This is a genomic window from Bacteroides ndongoniae (assembly GCF_900108345.1).
GTDB lineage: Bacteria > Bacteroidota > Bacteroidia > Bacteroidales > Bacteroidaceae > Bacteroides > Bacteroides ndongoniae.
On sequence record NZ_FNVV01000012.1, the window covers coordinates 895,692 to 911,355 of the forward strand.

At 53.9% G+C, this 15,664-nt stretch carries 15 protein-coding genes and 2 tRNA genes; 8 read left to right on the plus strand and 9 right to left on the minus strand.

Going from position 1 to position 15,664, the window contains the following annotated elements:
- Nucleotides 1–75: 75 nt before the first annotated feature.
- Nucleotides 76–1,122: a bifunctional diaminohydroxyphosphoribosylaminopyrimidine deaminase/5-amino-6-(5-phosphoribosylamino)uracil reductase RibD gene (ribD, locus tag BQ5591_RS03745; RefSeq protein WP_071148491.1), complete on the minus strand. Its 1,047-nt coding sequence runs from the start codon at nt 1,120–1,122 to the stop codon at nt 76–78.
- Between the two features lie 58 nt (nt 1,123–1,180).
- On the opposite strand from ribD, the gene prmC reads away from it, so the two are divergent.
- The 8 genes from prmC (at nt 1,181) to BQ5591_RS03785 (ending at nt 7,999) form a co-directional block, all read left to right on the plus strand.
- Complete coding sequence (gene prmC / locus BQ5591_RS03750) at nt 1,181–2,017, plus strand: peptide chain release factor N(5)-glutamine methyltransferase (RefSeq protein WP_071148492.1); 837 nt, start codon at nt 1,181–1,183, stop codon at nt 2,015–2,017.
- Nucleotides 2,014–2,496, plus strand: a complete 483-nt coding sequence (locus BQ5591_RS03755; RefSeq protein WP_071148493.1) for a regulatory protein RecX — start codon at nt 2,014–2,016, stop codon at nt 2,494–2,496. The genes prmC and BQ5591_RS03755 overlap by 4 nt, the downstream gene beginning before the upstream one ends.
- 81 nt (nt 2,497–2,577) lie before the next feature.
- Nucleotides 2,578–3,216: an orotate phosphoribosyltransferase gene (gene pyrE, locus BQ5591_RS03760; protein ID WP_071148494.1), complete on the plus strand. Its 639-nt coding sequence runs from the start codon at nt 2,578–2,580 to the stop codon at nt 3,214–3,216.
- Between the two features lie 95 nt (nt 3,217–3,311).
- On the plus strand, nt 3,312–3,722 hold the full coding sequence (locus tag BQ5591_RS03765; RefSeq protein WP_022161889.1) for an SRPBCC family protein: 411 nt from the start codon (nt 3,312–3,314) through the stop codon (nt 3,720–3,722).
- A gap of 44 nt (nt 3,723–3,766) precedes the next feature.
- Complete coding sequence (argH, locus tag BQ5591_RS03770; protein ID WP_071148495.1) at nt 3,767–5,107, plus strand: argininosuccinate lyase; 1,341 nt, start codon at nt 3,767–3,769, stop codon at nt 5,105–5,107.
- A 288-nt stretch (nt 5,108–5,395) separates the two neighbouring features.
- Nucleotides 5,396–5,471, plus strand: a tRNA-Gly gene (locus BQ5591_RS03775).
- Between the two features lie 25 nt (nt 5,472–5,496).
- Nucleotides 5,497–5,581, plus strand: a tRNA-Leu gene (locus tag BQ5591_RS03780).
- A gap of 228 nt (nt 5,582–5,809) precedes the next feature.
- Nucleotides 5,810–7,999, plus strand: a complete 2,190-nt coding sequence (locus BQ5591_RS03785; protein ID WP_071148496.1) for an alpha-galactosidase — start codon at nt 5,810–5,812, stop codon at nt 7,997–7,999.
- A 155-nt stretch (nt 8,000–8,154) separates the two neighbouring features.
- Here the strand turns inward: BQ5591_RS03785 and BQ5591_RS03790 are convergent, their stop codons facing one another.
- From BQ5591_RS03790 to BQ5591_RS03825, 8 genes are all read right to left on the minus strand, one after another.
- Nucleotides 8,155–9,810, minus strand: a complete 1,656-nt coding sequence (locus BQ5591_RS03790) for an AMP-binding protein (protein ID WP_071148497.1) — start codon at nt 9,808–9,810, stop codon at nt 8,155–8,157.
- 154 nt (nt 9,811–9,964) lie between these two features.
- Nucleotides 9,965–10,513 carry a helix-turn-helix domain-containing protein gene (locus BQ5591_RS03795; RefSeq protein ID WP_022161971.1) on the minus strand — a complete coding sequence of 183 codons (549 nt, stop codon included), beginning with the start codon at nt 10,511–10,513 and terminating at the stop codon, nt 9,965–9,967.
- Between the two features lie 35 nt (nt 10,514–10,548).
- The gene (proC, locus tag BQ5591_RS03800) at nt 10,549–11,325 is read right to left on the minus strand and encodes a pyrroline-5-carboxylate reductase (protein WP_071148599.1); all 777 of its coding nucleotides are present in this window, start codon (nt 11,323–11,325) and stop codon (nt 10,549–10,551) included.
- A gap of 323 nt (nt 11,326–11,648) precedes the next feature.
- On the minus strand, nt 11,649–12,773 hold the full coding sequence (locus BQ5591_RS03805; protein WP_071148498.1) for an aspartate aminotransferase family protein: 1,125 nt from the start codon (nt 12,771–12,773) through the stop codon (nt 11,649–11,651).
- A gap of 57 nt (nt 12,774–12,830) precedes the next feature.
- Complete coding sequence (locus BQ5591_RS03810; protein ID WP_235817032.1) at nt 12,831–13,217, minus strand: four helix bundle protein; 387 nt, start codon at nt 13,215–13,217, stop codon at nt 12,831–12,833.
- Nucleotides 13,218–13,237: 20 nt separating this feature from the next.
- Nucleotides 13,238–14,206 (minus strand): N-acetyl-gamma-glutamyl-phosphate reductase, encoded by a 969-nt coding sequence (argC, locus tag BQ5591_RS03815; protein WP_071148500.1) that lies wholly within the window; start codon nt 14,204–14,206, stop codon nt 13,238–13,240.
- Between the two features lie 15 nt (nt 14,207–14,221).
- Nucleotides 14,222–14,434 (minus strand): PspC domain-containing protein, encoded by a 213-nt coding sequence (locus BQ5591_RS03820; protein WP_022163001.1) that lies wholly within the window; start codon nt 14,432–14,434, stop codon nt 14,222–14,224.
- A gap of 7 nt (nt 14,435–14,441) precedes the next feature.
- A complete protein-coding gene (locus tag BQ5591_RS03825; protein ID WP_071148501.1) occupies nt 14,442–15,656 on the minus strand; it encodes an argininosuccinate synthase in 1,215 nt (404 codons plus the stop codon).
- Between the last annotated feature and the right edge of the window lie 8 nt (nt 15,657–15,664).

The window sequence follows — 15,664 nt, forward strand, 5'->3', positions numbered from 1 at the left end:
GCTTTATGGAGAAGTTTTATATAAAATTATAGATAATGAGGCCGTTTTTGCCGACCAAAAACTTCTCGATGTAGGCTATTTACAGAGCCTTTCTGCATAGTAATGACGAACGTCGTGCCCGAAATGCTGCACGGTGTCGTAAGAAAAATGACTGTCCATGCGGGGAGCACTGACGCCGTTGTGTAGCATCAAGGGAGTCTTTTCGACGAAGGCTTCGTCCCACAGCGAGCTGTCGATGAACGATTGCAGCAGCTGGCTGCCACCCTCGACCAGCAACGATTGCAGGCCGCGCTGATACAGTGTCTCCATGATTTGCGGAAGCAGGGGGCGTGTGTAGTCGGCCTGGATGTACTCTACGTTGTGGGTCGAAGTGGCCTGTCGGGCGGTGAAGACCAGGGTGGGGACGGTACCGTCGAACAGATGCAGACTGGTTGGCAACGACAGGTTGCGGTCGAGCACGACACGCACGGGCGAACGGCCGTACCAGTGTCGCACGGTCAGCGAAGGATTGTCGAGGAGGGCGGTTCGCGTGCCTACCAGGATGGCGCTGTGCTCGGCGCGCTGTTTGTGTACCAGCATGGCGGTCAGCGGGTTGGACAATACAACGGGGCTTCCGCCGTCGCGAAGCGTGTCGATGTAGCCGTCGGCCGATTCGGCCCACTTCAGTGTGACGTAGGGGCGGCGGTGTGTGTGGAAGGTGATGAAGCGGCGGATGAGGTGCCGGCACTCGGCTTCGAGCACGCCTACCACGACTTCGCGTCCGGCATCGCGGAGCTTTTGTATGCCCCGACCGGCTACTTTCGAAAAGGGGTCCTGACAACCTACGACGATGCGGGGAATGCCTTTCTCGATGATGAGGTCGGCGCAGGGAGGCGTCTTCCCGTAGTGTGAGCAAGGCTCCAGGCTGACGTAGATGGTGGACCGTCGCAGCAGGGAGGGATCTTTCACGGAGCGGATAGCGTTGACTTCGGCGTGGCCCTCGCCACAGCGCACGTGGTAGCCTTCGCCGATGATGCGTCCGTCGCAGACGATGACGGCGCCTACCATGGGATTGGGGGCTGTGCTGCACAGGCCGTTTTGGGCCAGTTGGATGCAGCGGCGCATGTATTTTTCTTCTTCCATTACAGTGTCGTTTTTCGGATTTTCGTATTTTTGCGGGCAAATTCAGCCCGACCCGTTCATGAGTGTAACCGTTTCGTATATTCGCCGCCGCCTGCAGCAATGCTATTCGCGGGCGGAGGCTGCCGCTTTGTCCAAGATTGTCTGTTGCGAGCTGCTGGGGCAAAGCACGGTTGACTATTACTTGGGCAAAGATATGATTTTATCTCCAAACGAGGAACAGGAATTGGATCGCATTCTTTCGCGCCTGTGCAATTTCGAACCCGTACAATACGTTCAGGGCTTTGCCCGCTTCCTGGGGCGGACGTTCCGCGTGAAGCCCGGGGTGCTGATTCCCCGTCCCGAAACCGAAGAGTTAGTGGAGAGGATGCTGAAGCAGGTGTCGCCCACGGCGCGGATATTGGATGTAGGTACGGGCAGCGGGTGCATCGCCGTCAGCCTGTCGTGCGAACTGCCCGAGGCCGACGTGCGGGCATGGGACGTGTCGGACGAGGCATTGGCCGTGGCGCGTGGCAACAACGATTCGTTAGGCGCGTCGGTGCGCTTCGAGCAGCACGACGTACTGACCTGTCAGCCCGACGGGCGCGAGTGCTACGACGTGATTGTGAGCAATCCGCCGTACGTGACCGAGGCCGAACGGACCGATATGGAGCGTAATGTGCTCGACTGGGAGCCGGCTTTGGCCCTGTTTGTGCCCGACAATGATCCGCTTCGCTTTTATCGCCGCATTGCGCAGCTGGGCATCGACTTGCTGGTGCCGGGCGGCAGGCTGTACTTTGAAATCAACCGGGCTTTCGGCCCCGACACCGTAGAGATGTTGCGGCAGATGGGGTATGCCGAAGCCTTCGTCGAACAAGATATTTCCGGAAATGACCGGTTTGTAATAGCTAAGAAATGACAGAAATCACAGAAACTGAAGCTTTCCGCAAAGTGGCGGCTTATTGTGCCGCTGCCGAGCATTGTCGTGCCGAGATTGTAGAGAAAATGCAACGCTGGGGCTTGCCCTACGACGTGGTGAACCGTCTGGCCGACCGACTTGAACAAGAAAAGTACATTGACGAAGAGCGCTTCTGCCGTGCTTTCGTGCGCGACAAGTACCGCTTGGCCAAGTGGGGCAAGGTAAAGATAGGTCAGGCGCTGCAGCTGAAGAAGATCCCGAAGCTGGTTTACCTGCCGTTGCTCAACGAGATAGACGAGGCCGACTACCTGAGCGTGCTGCGCGGCTTGCTGGCTGCCAAGCGGAAAAGCGTCCGCGCGGCAAGCGAATTCGAGCTGAATGCCAAACTGATACGGTTCGCCCTGAGCCGTGGTTTCGAAATGAAGGACATCCGTCGCTGCATCGACGTGCCCGACGAGGAGGCCTTTGAGGCGGTCTGAAAAAAAATATCGGCTTTCCTTTTTCAAATCTCATTCTCTTTCCTTACTTTTGCATTCGTATTTATCATAAGTTAGTTTGCTATGAAAACTTTGGAAAGATTGTTTGCAGAAAAATTGCTGAAGATTAAAGCGATTAAGTTACAACCGGCCAACCCGTTCACATGGGCTTCCGGATGGAAGTCTCCATTCTATTGTGACAATCGCAAGACGTTGTCTTATCCGTCTCTGCGTAATTTCGTGAAAGTAGAGATTACGCGCCTTATCCTGGAACGTTTCGGACAGGTTGATGCCATTGCCGGCGTAGCAACCGGAGCCATCCCGCAGGGTGCATTGGTGGCCGACGCGCTGAACCTGCCTTTCGTATATGTGCGTTCCACGCCGAAGGACCATGGATTGGAGAACCTGATCGAAGGCGAGCTTCGTCCGGGAATGAAAGTTGTAGTAGTAGAAGACCTTATTTCGACAGGCGGAAGCAGCCTGAAAGCTGTCGATGCCATCCGTCGCGACGGATGCGAAGTTATAGGTATGGTTGCTGCCTACACGTATGGTTTCCCCATTGCCGAAAAGGCATTCAAGGAGGCTAAAGTGCCGTTGGTGACACTGACCAACTACGAAGCCGTCATGGAAGTGGCATTGCGCACCGGCTATATCGAAGAGTCTGACATCGAAACGCTGAACGAATGGCGTAAAGACCCCGCTCATTGGGATGCCGGTAAATAAATACTGTTTGGAAAATATTTTTGTATGATGAAAGAATTGTTCGGATAGTTATTGTCCGAATGATTCTTTTTTTGTCTTTAAAGAACTCGTGATATATGATCAAATTCGAAAGTAGCGTTAAGATGATAGCCGCCTCGCAGGCTGCTGTCTACGAGAAACTGTCCGACCTGAACAACCTGGAGAAAGTAAAGGACCGCCTGCCCGAAGACAAGGTGAAGAACCTGACCTTCGACGCCGAAAGCCTGTCGGTAGAAGTGCCGCCCGTAGGAAAAATCACCTTGCAGATTGTGGAAAAAGAACCCTGCAAATGCATCAAGTTCGGCACCACCACCTCGCCGCTGCCCTTCAACCTGTGGATACAGATATTGCCCACGGCCGAAAACGAATGCAAAATGAAGCTGACCATCGGCCTGGAGCTGAACCCCTTTATGAAAGCCATGGTGCAGAAACCCCTGCAGGACGGCGTGGAGAAGATGGCCGAGATGCTGTCGATGATACCCTATTGATGTACGAAACGTTTCATTAACCCTTAAACACCTCAATACAAGATATGGCTCAGAAACTTTGGGAGAAATCCGTCCAAGTAAACAAGGACATCGAACGATTCACGGTGGGACGCGACCGTGAAATGGACCTCTACCTGGCCAAGCACGACGTACTTGGCTCCATGGCCCACATTACCATGCTCGAAAGCATCGGCCTGCTGACCGCCGACGAACTGAAACAGCTGCTTGCCGCGCTGAAGGACATCTATGCGCAGGCCGAAAAGGGAGAATTCGTGATAGAAGACGGAGTGGAAGACGTACACTCGCAAGTAGAACTGATGCTGACCCGCCGCCTGGGCGATGTAGGCAAGAAGATACACAGCGGACGCTCGCGCAACGACCAGGTACTGCTCGACCTGAAACTCTTCACCCGCGCACAGATCAAGGAGATAGCCGAAGCCGTCGAACAGCTTTTCCACGTCCTCATCTGCCAGAGCGAACGCTACAAGGACGTCCTGATGCCCGGCTACACCCATCTGCAGATAGCCATGCCTTCGTCGTTCGGACTGTGGTTCGGCGCCTACGCCGAAAGCCTGGTCGATGACATGCTCTTCCTGCAAGCCGCCTTCAAGATGTGCAACCGCAATCCGCTCGGCTCCGCTGCCGGATACGGTTCGTCCTTCCCCCTGAACCGCACGATGACCACCCGTCTGCTGGGCTTCGACTCGCTGAACTACAACGTGGTCTATGCCCAGATGGGACGCGGCAAGATGGAGCGCAACGTCGCCTTCGCCTTAGCCACCATTGCAGGGACGCTGTCCAAACTGGCCTACGACGCCTGCCTGTTCAACAGTCAGAACTTCGGCTTCGTCAAGCTGCCCGACGACTGCACCACCGGCTCCAGCATCATGCCCCACAAGAAGAACCCCGACGTCTTCGAACTGACCCGCGCCAAGTGCAACAAGATACAGTCGCTGCCCCAGCAGATCATGATGATAGCCAACAACCTGCCCTCGGGCTACTTCCGCGACCTGCAGATCATTAAGGAAGTATTTCTGCCCGCCTTCGACGAGCTGAAGGACTGCTTGCGGATGACCACCTACATCATGAACGAAATCAAGGTGAACGAGCACATCCTCGACGACGACCGCTACTCGCTCATCTTCAGTGTCGAGGAAGTGAACCGCCTGGCACGCGAGGGGATGCCCTTCCGCGACGCCTACAAGAAGGTGGGCCTCGACATCGAAGCCGGCCGCTTCACCCCCTGCAAGGAGGTGCACCACACGCACGAGGGCAGCATCGGCAACCTGTGCAACGACGCCATTTCGGCCCTGATGCAGCAGGTAGTCGATGGCTTCCACTTCGAAGGCATGGAGCAGGCCGAACGTGCCCTGCTGGGTCGCTGATAAGTACCCCTTTTCGGGGCACTTGCAGCCCGTTTGTAGGACACTTGCAATCCATTTGTGGGACACTTGTGTGGCTCGCGAGCCACACTTGCATTGCTCGCGAGCCGTGCAAGTGTCCTGCAAAAGCCCTTCCGGCGAGCCCTGAGCAGGGTGCCTCGCCTTGTTGCCGTCGGGTCGATTTCTCCTCGACAGGCAGAAGGGTTGGAAGAAAAAGCAAGTTTTTTGTCGAAAAGTTTGGTGGTAATGGTGAAAGTCTTTATCTTTGCACCCGTTCTTCAAAAACGACCTGCGGAAATAGCTCAGTTGGTAGAGCACAACCTTGCCAAGGTTGGGGTCGCGAGTTCGAGTCTCGTTTTCCGCTCCATTTGTTCCCCTTCCTATTTATGGATGCTCGAATGGTGGAATCGGTAGACACGAGGGACTTAAAATCCCTTGGCCATTGCGGCTGTGCGGGTTCAAGTCCCGCTTCGAGTACGAAATAAAAATCGCAATCATCTGGATGACAGCTGGTTGCGATTTTTGTTTTGAGGCGGTTGCGTCGAGTTTACATAAATCTTGAAAGATTCATTCCCCCTTCCCAACTTCGCATCCTACCGCTTCGCCCTTGCATCCCCTGTAACCTCTTGCCCATTTGCTTGCAGATGTCAGATTATTTAGCGAATATTGCACATAGGTTGTATTATAATAACAGATTGAATACGTATGAATGGAAAATTTTTAGGATTGCTTCTTTTAGGAGCATTGTCGGCAGGGACACTGGCGGCAAAAGACTATTTGGTATCAACGCGGCACACCTCATTGCTTATCAAGGCTGACGAGGGAAAACAGGCAAGGTTCCAGTATTACGGAACGAAAATCGCCGAGAATGAAATAGACGGCATATACAATGCCGATCTGGCATACTGGGCAGAAACTTATCCGTGCTTCGGCATCAGTTCGTATGGCGAGAAAGCTTTTGCCGTGGCACATTCGGACGGCAATATGTCGGTCGACCTGGTTGTGGAGGGAGTAAGGCAGTACTCGGACGAGGAAGCGGATATAACCGAAATCACGCTGAAGGACAAAGTCTATCCTTTGGTTGTCAAGCAGTATTACAAGGCGTATAAGGGAACGGACGTCATCTCGACATGGGTCGAAATAACCAATAACGCAAAGAAGGCGCTTACCCTGTACAAGTTCGCCTCTGCATCGCTGCCGGTCAAACGTGCCGATAACTGGCTGACTCATTTTCACGGTACGTGGGGCGCCGAAAACATGATGGAAGAAGAGAAGCTGACCAACGGACAGAAGGTAATAGCCAACAAGGAGGGAATACGCAATACGCAGACAGACAATCCGTCGTTTATGCTCACTTTGGATGGTTGCCCGCAGGAAGAAAACGGAAGGGTGATCGGAGCATCGTTGGCATGGAGCGGAAACTATCTGATGAAGATTATTGCAGACAACTCAAGAATCAATGTAATCGCAGGAATAAACGAGGAAGTTTCGCATTATATTTTAGAGCCTAAAGAAACGTTCGTAACTCCCGAACTGGCCATGACCTACAGTTCCGAAGGCAAGGGCGGCGTGAGCCGTGCATTCCACAGATGGGCCCGGGCGTACAAGCTGAATCAGGGGAACAAAGAACGCGACATCCTGCTGAACAGTTGGGAAGGCGTGTACTTCAATGTCAATCAGGAAGGAATGGACCAGATGATGAAAGACATGTCGGCAATGGGCGGCGAACTGTTCGTAATGGACGACGGATGGTTTGGCGACAAATATCCGCGCAATGACGACAAAACAAGTCTGGGCGACTGGACCGTCTGCAAGGAAAAACTGCCCGAAGGCATCGGAGGGCTTCTGGCTTCGGCCAAAAAACATAATATCAAGTTTGGCATCTGGATTGAACCGGAAATGGTCAACACCAAAAGCGAACTGTTTGAGAAGCATCCCGACTGGGTACTGAGTCAGGACAATCGCCCGCTTACGACCGGACGTGGAGGAAGCCAGGTTGTGCTGGACTTGACCAATCCGGAAGTGCAGGACTTTGTATTCGGCGTAGTCGACAAACTGATGACTGAATATCCCGAAATAGCTTATATCAAATGGGATGCCAACGCGGCTCTTATGAACTACGGTTCCCACTATCTGCCCAGTCAGAAACAGTCGCACATCTACATCGAGTATCATCGGGGCATGAATAAAGTATTGGAGCGCATTCGTGCAAAATATCCGAATCTGGTGATTCAGGCATGTGCCAGTGGCGGAGGCAGAGTGAATTACGGCTTCCTGCCTTATTTCAACGAATTCTGGACGAGCGATGATACGGATGCCTTGCAACGCATCTATATGCAGTGGGGCGTTTCCAATTTCTATCCGTCCATAGCGATGGCTTCTCATGTAAGCGCCAACAGAAATCACCAGACTGGCAGGGTACTTCCGCTGAAATACCGTTTCGACGTTGCCATGTCCGCCCGCCTTGGCATGGAAATACAGCCCAAGGACATGACCGATGCCGATAAGGCATTTGCCGGAAGAGCCATAGCTGCGTACAAGAAGATACGTCCGGTTGTACAGTTTGGCGATCTTTACCGCCTTGTATCTCCGTACGACAAGAAAGGAATTGCTTCCCTGATGTATGCCACTCCTGAAAAGGATAAGGCTGTACTGTTTGTTTATAAGACAGAGCATTTCCTCAACCAGCTTATGCCCGACGTCGTACTTTCCGGTTTGGACGAAAACAAAACATACCGCATCACCGACCTTACACCGGAAAATGAGCAGAAGCCTTCGGCCCTGAACGGCAAAGTCATCAGCGGCAAGATACTTAAGGAGGCAGGACTGTCTGTAGCATCCGCATTGCGGGCAGAGTATTCGAGCCTGGCGCTGCTGTTCGAGGTGGTTGATTGAGGATTGGGCAGCAGCTGTCTGTTTGCCTTGTGCAGGGTTACAGAATGGCTATAAGTAGCCTGTATTTTTTCCCCAGTTAGGGAAAAATAAATTCCCAGTTAGGAAAAAATTTTTTCCTAACTGGGAATTTTTAATGACATAATAGCTACTGCTTATTATTTCTCGTCGTTCTTTCGTATCTCCACACGGCGGATCTTTCCGCTGATGGTCTTGGGCAGTTCGTCGACGAACTCGATGACGCGCGGGTACTTGTAGGGGGCGGTCACCTTCTTCACGTGGTTCTGAAGCTCCTTGATGAGGGCGTCGCCGGCCTTGTCCTTGTAGGCTTTGGAGAGGACGATGGTGGCTTTCACTACCTGACCGCGGATTTCGTCGGGCACACCGGTGATGGCACACTCTACAACGGCAGGATGGGTCATCAGCGCGCTTTCTACTTCGAACGGGCCGATGCGGTAGCCCGAACTCTTGATGACATCGTCGGCACGGCCTACAAACCACAAGTAGCCGTCTTCGTCCTTCCAGGCCACGTCGCCTGTGTAGTAGATGCCGTCGTGCCAGGCTTCGCGGGTACGTTCGGGATCGCGGTAATACTCTTTGAAGAGGCCGAGGGGCTTGCCCTTGTCGGTGCGGATGACGATTTGTCCCTGCTCACCGGCTTCTACCGAGCGGCCTTCGTGGTCGATGAGGTCGACATCGTATTGCGGATTGGGCAAACCCATGCTGCCGGGTTTGGGGTCCATCCAGGGCATGGTGGCTACGGTCAGGGTGGTTTCGGTCTGCCCGAATCCTTCCATCAGACGGATGCCGGTCAGTTTCTTGAAGGTCTCGAACACGGCGGGGTTCAGAGCTTCGCCGGCGATGGTACAGTACTCCAGACAAGACAGGTCGTACTTCGTCAGGTCTTCGTGGATGAGGAAGCGGAAGATGGTGGGCGGCGCGCAAAGCGAGGTGACGTGATAGTCTTGAATCTTCTGCAGGATGTCGGCGGGCGTGAACTTCTCGTGATCGTAGACGAAGACGTTGGCTCCGGCTATCCACTGTCCGTACAGTTTGCCCCATACGGCCTTGCCCCAGCCGGTGTCGGCGATGGTGAGGTGCAGGCTGTTGGGCTTCAGGTTGTGCCAGATGTAGCCCGTCACGATGTGTCCCAGCGGGTAGGTGAAGTCGTGAGCCACCATCTTGGGTTCGCCCGTGGTGCCGCTGGTGAAGTACATCAGCGAGATGTCGTCGTTGGTGTTGACGTGTTCGGGGCGAACAAAGGGTGCGGCTGCTTCGATGCCCTTGTGGAAGTCTTCGTAGCCTTCGGGCACTTCGGGACCTACGCTGACCAGGCACTTCACGCTAGGCGACTCAGGCATGGCGGCGGTGATGTGGTCGGTGATGACCGTTTCGCCTGCGCAGACAATCATTTTGATGTCGGCAGCGTTGCAGCGGTAGACGATGTCTTTCTTCGTCAGCAGATGGGTGGCGGGGATGACAACGGCTCCCAGCTTATGCAGGGCCACAATGCTGAACCAGAATTCGTAACGGCGTTTCAGGATGAGCATCACCATGTCGCCGTGGCCGATGCCAAGGCTTTGGAAGTAGCTGGCCGTCTGGTCGGTGTAGCGCTTCATGTCGGCGAAGGTGAACTGGCGGTGTTCGCCCTTGTCGTTGGTCCAGAGCAGGGCGGGTTTATCGGGTTGTTCGGCTGCCCAGGCGTCGACGACGTCGTAGCCGAAGTTGAAGTTCTCGGGTACGTTTATTTTCAGGTTCTCTTTGAAGTCCTGTTGTGAGGTAAATGTGGTCTGTTTTAGAAATCTTTCTATCATAGTTGTTGTAATGAAGAATCTTTTTAATGAAGAATTGAGAATTAAGAATGAAGAATCTCTGTTTGAATGAAGAATGAAGAACGAATAACGAAGAATCCGGACAAGCTGTCCCGCCGCATGGAAATTCTTCATTCTTCATTTTTTAGTTCTTCATTTACATGATTATTGCCAGGAACCGTACGGTTTTTCCGTCCAGCGCTTTCATGCCGTGTGGCAGGCTGGAGTTGAAGTAGATGCTGTCGCCCGGATACAGGGTGACTTCCTTGCCGCCGATGCTGAGCAGCAGGGTACCTTCGATGACGAGGTTGAACTCTTGTCCCTGATGCGTGTTGTAGTGCATGGGGTTATCGTTGGGCTCGACGGTGACGATGAACGGGTCGGCCTTGCGGTCCTTGAATCCGGCAGCCAGTGACTGGTACTTGTAGGCTTTGGTTCGCTCTACGCTTACGCCTTTGCCGGCGCGGGTCAGGAAGTAGGTGCTCATCTTGGGCTCTTCACCGAACATCAGGGCATCGAGGGCGATGCCGTAGTGGCGGGCTATCTGCTGCATCATGCTTACGGAGATGTCGTGCTCGCCCGATTCGGCTTGTTCGTACTCCTGACGGTCGATGCCGCAATCGCTGGCCAGTTCTTCCGTTGTCAGTTCCATGGCGTCGCGCAGTCCACGCAGACGCTCGGCTATTTGTTTAATCTGTTCGTCCATACTGTTATTTAGTGGTTAGCTGTTAGTGTTTAGTATTAAATGGTACTGTTTTTTACCGCCTTGATAAGTGCCGACGTGAATCCGTCGTGCTCCAGGCTGTTGATGCCTTTGATGGTAAGTCCGCCGGGGGTGCAGACTTTGTCTATCTCAAGTGCGGGATGGGTGTCGCCCTTTAGGATGAGTTCGGCGGCACCTTTGACGGACTGGGCCACCATCTTCATGCCGTCCTTGGGATAGATGCCCAGCTCGATGCCCGCTTGCATGACTGCCTGGATGTACTTCAGGGCATAGGCAATGCCGCACGAGGTCATGGCCGTGGCAGCAGCAAACTTTTCTTCGGGCAGCAGCATGGCCAGTCCCATTTCGTTGAAGATGTCGAGCACCAGTTGTTGCTGTTCGGCACTGGCGTGGGCACTGGCAATGAGTGTCATGCTCTGCATCTCGCTGATGGCGGTGTTGGGTATCAGGCGGAAGATGGGCATCTGAGGACATCCAAGCAGGTTCCAGATTTCGCCCAGACTGATGCCGGCGGCGATGGAGATGAGCATCTGCTGTTCGTTCAACTTGATTCCGCTGAGCACGTCGTGTACCAGCCAGGGTTTGACGGCCAGCAGCACGATGTCGGCCTGGCTGGCAGCCTGGCAGTTGTCGCTGGTGGTGCAGATGTCGGGATAGTCGGCCTTCAGGGCTTCTAACTTCTGAGCCGAGGGATTGGATACGATAATGTTGGCGGCAGGGATGATGGTTCCCTTGCACAGCCCGCGGGCGATGGCTCCTCCCATGTTGCCCGCACCTATGATTGCTATCTTCATATCGTTGGTCAATTAAATTCTTTTCTCTTCGGGCAAAATTATACATTTTTTTTAGAATATACTATCAAAATGCTGTCTTTCCTTGCGAAAAAGCAGATGGAGGGGGAGTGGCCGTGAGCTTTGCGGAGGAAGTGCCTGAGGGGCTTCTGAGAGACACTTGTACGGCTCGCGAGAAACACAAGTGTGGCTCGCGAGCCGTGCAAGTGTGGAACAAATGGATTGCAAGTGTCGCTCGCGAGGGGGGCAGGTGGGGGAAAAACAAGGAGGATGTATACTTTATTTCTACACCCTCCTATGTATATAGTGCTATGTGCCGGCACCCATTATCCCAGCACCTTCTTGAACCGTTCCAGGAAGAGGTTGGCTTCGTCCATCGACAGGCACAGGGGCGGCAGCAGACGGATGACGTTGGTGCCGCTGACGCCGGTGAATACGTGCTGTTCCTTCAGCAGACGCAGGCGCAGGTCCTTGATGGGAGCGTCGAACTCCAGACCGATCATCAGGCCACGTCCGCGCACTTCCTTGATTTGCGGCAGCTTCTTCAGTTCGTCCAGCAGATACGAGCCTACGCGGGCGGCGTTGTCCACGAGGTTCTCCTGCTCCATCACGTCGAGCACGGCCAGTGCGGCGGCGCAAGCCAGGTGGTTGCCACCGAAGGTAGTTCCCAGCTGTCCGTACACGGGGGTGAACATGGGGTTGATGAGTACACCCGCCATGGGGAAACCGTTGCCAATGCCCTTAGCCACGGTGATGAGGTCGGGACGGATGCCCTGATGCTGGTGGGCGAAGAACTTACCGCTACGTCCGTAACCACTCTGGATTTCGTCGAGGATGAGCACGGTGTTGTTGCGCGTGCAGGCCTCGCGTACGGCGTGCATAAACTCGTCGGTAGGCAGCTGGATGCCTCCCACGCCCTGAATGCCTTCGATGATGACGGCGCAGACATCGCCTTTGTCAATCTCGGCCACCATCGTGGCGGTATCATTCAGAGGCACGTAGGTGACGTGTCCGCAGTCGTTGATAGGAGCGATGATTTTCGGATTGTTCGTCACCTCCACGGCCAGCGATGTACGTCCGTGGAAAGCTTTGGCGCACGACACGACGCGCGTGCGTCCGTTGTAGAACGAAGCCAGCTTCAGTGCATTTTCGTTGGCTTCGGCACCGCTGTTGATGAGGAACAGTGAGTAGTCCTCGTAACCGCTGGCTTTGCCCAGTCGTTCGGCCACCTGCTGCTGCAGTTTGTTGATGACGGAGTTGGAATAGAATCCCAGTGTGGCCACCTGTTGGCTGATCATCTCCACATAGTGCGGATGCGCGTGGCCGATGGAGATGACTGCATGGCCGCCATACAGGTCGAGATATTCCGTACCGTTCTCGTCCCACACGTGGCAGCCTTTTCCTTTGACGATGTTGATGTCAAAGAGGGGGTATACGTCGAAAAGTTTCATGTTTAAATGAAGAATTAAGAATGAAGAATGAAGAATTTTCCCGATGTGTTCCTGAGTTTATTCTTCATTCTTCTTCAGGTTATTTTTTACCGTTCGGATGGAGGAAACAAGCAGGGCGATGAGTTCGCCGCAGTCGTTTTCCATGCTTTCGAACGAATAGTCGTTTATGTATTGTGAGTCGTGAAGCAAATTGAGCCAGTAATCGGTTTCATTTGCTTCCTTCAGCGCTACGCTCAGTTTATTAATGAAGTCGGCTTGGCTTTGGGCAAACTCTGATTCACGAATCAGTGCGCCGATGGCCGTACCCGAACGAAGAATTTGTTTACTCAGCACGAACTCTTGTACCTCTTCTCTCAAGTACCTGTTCATGCCAATCACCCGCAATGCAAATGCATAGCTTTTGGCATGCAGCAACGAGTCTTTTCTGTTGCGTGAATTCTTCATTCTTCGTTCTTCATTCTTCATTAAAATGCACTCGGCTTCAGCCTCAGTCCCACCGTCTCTTCGAGGTTGAACATCAGGTTCATGTTGTGAACGGCCTGGCCGCTGGCACCCTTCAGCAGGTTGTCGATGCACGAGATGATGAGCAGTTTGTCGCCGTGCTTTTCCAAGTGGATGAGGCACTTGTTGGTGTTCACCACCTGCTTCAGGTCGATGTTCTTGTCCACGATGTGCGTGAAGGAGTCCTTGGCATAGTATTCCTCGTACATGCGGCGGATTTCTTCCAAGGAAACTTTGGTTTTCACCACACAGGTGGCGAAGATGCCGCGCGGGAAGTCGCCACGGTAGGGGATGAAGTCAATTTCCGAGTCGAAGCTGTTCTGAAGCTGGCGCAGCGACTGCTTGATTTCGGGCACGTGCTGGTGTTCGAAAGCCTTGTAGACGCTGATGTTGTTGTTCCGCCAGCTGAAGTGACTCGTGGCACCCGGCTTCACGCCCGCTCCGGTGCTGCCTGTGATGGCGTTCACCATGATGTCGTCGTTCAGCATCAGGTTCTTGGCTAGCGGCAGCAGAGCCAGCTGGATGCAGGTGGCAAAGCAGCCCGGATTGGCTACATGCTTGGCCGTGCACGTGGCGCGACGGTTCAGTTCGGGCAGACCGTAGATGAAGTCGTGGTCGTCGCTCTTCAGACGGTAGTCCATCGAGAGGTCGATGATTTTCAAGTCCTCGGGGACGTTGTGGCTTTCCATGAACTTGCGTGTGTCGCCGTGGGCGGTGCAGAAGAAGAGCACGTCAATCTCGTCCAGCGGCAACTGGTCGGTAAAGGTCAGGTCGGTCTCGCCGTACAGACCTTCGTGTACGTCGGTTATTTTGTTTCCGGCGTTGCTCGCACTGTTGATGAAGACGATTTCCGCCTCCGGGTGGTTCAGCAGCAGACGGATCAGTTCGCCTGCCGTGTAGCCGGCCCCGCCGATAATTCCTACTTTTATCATAAATAATCTGTGTTTTTACTGTCTAAAATAACGGTTTTCCTCTTCGGGCACAATCAGTACCATCAGGAAATAAATGATGACGCCGGAAAAGGCGCTAAATATCGTAGCCAACGTATAGACGATGCGTACCAGTGAAACGTCAAGGCCGAAGAACTCGGCCAGACCGGCGCACACGCCTGCGATCATGCGGCCGTTGCGTGGGCGTCGTAGTTTTTTGTCCGTGCTCATACGCTTGTCAGATGTTGTTCAACTCGTCCTTGTGCGTAGCATAGTAAGCGCGCAGCGGAGTCGACGAAACCTTGATGAAGCCCTTGGCATCCTCGGCTGTCCATCCCTTCTGCATCTCGCCATATTCGCCGAATTTGTTCTTCACCAGGTCGTCCTTGCTCTCTACGCCTACGGTGTGGAAGCCCAGCGGACGGAGTTCGAGGATGGCCGTACCGTTTACGTTGCGCTGGCTTTCGGTCAGCATGGCTTCGATGTCGCGCATTACGGGTTCCAGATATTGGCTTTCGTGCAGGAACATGCCATACCAGTTGGCTACCTGGTCCTTCCAGTACTGTTGCCACTTGCTCAGGGTGTATTTCTCCAGGAAGCGGTGTGCGCCGATAATCAGCATGGGGGCAGCAGCTTCGAAACCTACACGGCCCTTGATGCCGATAATGGTGTCGCCCACGTGCATGTCGCGGCCGATGCCATAAGCAGCTCCGATTTCCTCTACTTTCTGAATAGCCTTGATGGGGTCGTCGAAGTGTTCGTCGTTCACGGCTTTCAGTTCGCCCTTCTCGAAGGTGAGGCGCAGTTGCTCGGTGCCCTCTTTGGTGCAGTGCTTCAGGTAAGCGCTCTCTGGCAATCCCTGGGCAGAGTCGAGTATTTCACCGCCGCAAATGCTGGTTCCCCAGATGCCGACGTTGTACGAGTATTTCAGTTTGGCAAAGTCGGCGGCAAAGCCATGCTTGTTCAGGTAGTCAATTTCTTCCTGGCGGCTCAAAGCCATGTCGCGGGTCAGGGTGATGATTTCCACACCCGGTGCCATGACAAGGAAAGTCATGTCGAAACGCACCTGGTCGTTACCGGCTCCGGTCGAACCGTGGGCGATGGCATCGGCACCGATTTCGTTGGCATAGCGGGCGATGGCCAGTGCCTGGAAGATGCGCTCCGAGCTGACGGAGATGGGGTAGGTGCCGTTACGCAGCACGTTGCCGTAAACCATGTATTTCAGACTCTTTTCGTAGTATTCGCGGGTGACGTCCAGTGTCACGTATTTCACGGCGCCCAGTTTGTAGGCGTTCTCCTCGTTGGTTTTCAGCTGCTCGGCACTGAATCCGCCGGTGTTGGCGCAGGCAGCATATACTTCGTATCCTTTTTCCTTGGCCAGATACATCACGGTGAACGAAGTGTCCAGCCCGCCGCTGAATGCGACAACTACTTTTTTCTTCTTTGCTTCCATAACTATTG

Excerpts from the sequence above, each read along its gene's own strand:
- BQ5591_RS03790 (WP_071148497.1), bottom strand. The coding sequence starts at position 9,810 with ATGATAGAAAGATTTCTAAAACAGACCACATTTACCTCACAACAGGAC.
- pyrE (WP_071148494.1), top strand. The coding sequence starts at position 2,578 with ATGAAAACTTTGGAAAGATTGTTTGCAGAAAAATTGCTGAAGATTAAA.
- BQ5591_RS03765 (WP_022161889.1), top strand. The coding sequence starts at position 3,312 with ATGATCAAATTCGAAAGTAGCGTTAAGATGATAGCCGCCTCGCAGGCT.
- argH (WP_071148495.1), top strand. The coding sequence starts at position 3,767 with ATGGCTCAGAAACTTTGGGAGAAATCCGTCCAAGTAAACAAGGACATC.
- BQ5591_RS03795 (WP_022161971.1), bottom strand. The coding sequence starts at position 10,513 with ATGGACGAACAGATTAAACAAATAGCCGAGCGTCTGCGTGGACTGCGC.
- prmC (WP_071148492.1), top strand. The coding sequence starts at position 1,181 with ATGAGTGTAACCGTTTCGTATATTCGCCGCCGCCTGCAGCAATGCTAT.
- BQ5591_RS03805 (WP_071148498.1), bottom strand. The coding sequence starts at position 12,773 with ATGAAACTTTTCGACGTATACCCCCTCTTTGACATCAACATCGTCAAA.
- BQ5591_RS03825 (WP_071148501.1), bottom strand. The coding sequence starts at position 15,656 with ATGGAAGCAAAGAAGAAAAAAGTAGTTGTCGCATTCAGCGGCGGGCTG.
- BQ5591_RS03755 (WP_071148493.1), top strand. The coding sequence starts at position 2,014 with ATGACAGAAATCACAGAAACTGAAGCTTTCCGCAAAGTGGCGGCTTAT.
- ribD (WP_071148491.1), bottom strand. The coding sequence starts at position 1,122 with ATGGAAGAAGAAAAATACATGCGCCGCTGCATCCAACTGGCCCAAAAC.
- argC (WP_071148500.1), bottom strand. The coding sequence starts at position 14,206 with ATGATAAAAGTAGGAATTATCGGCGGGGCCGGCTACACGGCAGGCGAA.
- BQ5591_RS03785 (WP_071148496.1), top strand. The coding sequence starts at position 5,810 with ATGAATGGAAAATTTTTAGGATTGCTTCTTTTAGGAGCATTGTCGGCA.
- BQ5591_RS03820 (WP_022163001.1), bottom strand. The coding sequence starts at position 14,434 with ATGAGCACGGACAAAAAACTACGACGCCCACGCAACGGCCGCATGATC.
- proC (WP_071148599.1), bottom strand. The coding sequence starts at position 11,325 with ATGAAGATAGCAATCATAGGTGCGGGCAACATGGGAGGAGCCATCGCC.
- BQ5591_RS03810 (WP_235817032.1), bottom strand. The coding sequence starts at position 13,217 with ATGAAGAATTCACGCAACAGAAAAGACTCGTTGCTGCATGCCAAAAGC.